Origin of the sequence: Bradyrhizobium sp. PRIMUS42 (genome assembly GCF_023006515.1) — a bacterium.
GTDB lineage: Bacteria > Pseudomonadota > Alphaproteobacteria > Rhizobiales > Xanthobacteraceae > Bradyrhizobium.
Map to the genome: position 1 here is coordinate 1 of NZ_JALBGZ010001187.1, position 1188 is coordinate 1188.

The window sequence follows — 1188 nt, forward strand, 5'->3', positions numbered from 1 at the left end:
GGATGGCGCGGCACTGGAATCCGATCATGATGAACGCCGTGCTGTTTGGTCGCATCGCCCAGCTGCACGAAAACCGCGCGGCGCTCGGTCTTAGCCCGGAGCAGCTCCGCCCCTGCGCCGAATTCTCCGGCGGCTGGCGCATGCGCGTTGCGCTCGCCGCGACGCTGTTCGCGGGCCCCGACTTGCTGCTGCTCGACGAGCCCACCAACTATCTCGACCTCGAGGGAACGCTGTGGCTGGAGGATCACCTCGCGCATTATCCGCGCACGGTGATCGTGATCAGCCACGACCGCGACCTCTTGGAGAGCTCGGTCGACCAGATCCTGCATCTGGAGCGCGGCAAGCTCACGCTCTACAAGGGCACCTACTCCTCGTTCGAGGAGCAGCGCGCCATGCGCGAGCTGCTCGACGCCAAGCAGGTCAAGCGCCAGGAAGCCGAACGCGCCCGCCTGCAGGCCTTCGTCGACCGCTTCAAGGCCAAGGCCTCGAAGGCGCGGCAGGCTCAGTCTCGCGTCAAGATGCTGGAGCGGCTGAAACCGATCACGGCGCTGGTCACCGAGGACGTGCGCGAGATCAGCTTTCCGGCGCCGGAGAAGATCCTGTCGCCGCCGATCATCGCGGTCGATAACGCCGCGGTCGGCTACGATCCGGCGAGCCCCGTGCTCAATCGCGTCACCCTGCGCATCGACAACGACGACCGCATCGCGCTGCTCGGCGCCAACGGCAACGGCAAGTCGACTCTCGTCAAACTGCTCGCTGGACGGCTGGCGCCTTTCTCGGGAAGAGTGACGCGCGCGGACAAGCTGTCGATCGCGTATTTCGCGCAGCACCAGCTCGACGAGCTCAACGAGGACGCTTCCGCCTACGATCACGTCCGCAAGCTGATGGGCGAGGCGCCCGAGGCAAAGGTGCGGGCGCGCGCCGGCGCAATCGGCTTCTCCGGCAAGGCGGCCGACACCAAGGTCGGCAAATTGTCGGGCGGCGAGAAGGCGCGGCTCCTGCTGGGGCTGGCGACGTTCTTCGGCCCCAACATGATCATCCTGGACGAGCCGACCAACCATCTCGACATCGAGAGCCGCGCCGCGCTCTTCTTGATCGGCATCGGATTCGCCCTGGTGCCTGCCCTGCAGGCGCGCCTCATGGATGTCGCGCGGCATGCGCAATCGCTGGCTGCAGCCATGAATCACT

Annotated in this window: 1 protein-coding gene; it reads left to right on the forward strand. The window is 66.4% G+C overall.

Annotated elements, in window-relative coordinates:
• On the forward strand, positions 1 to 1188 hold a 1188-nt coding region (locus tag MOV75_RS38870; RefSeq protein ID WP_247008131.1), incomplete at both ends, for an ABC-F family ATP-binding cassette domain-containing protein.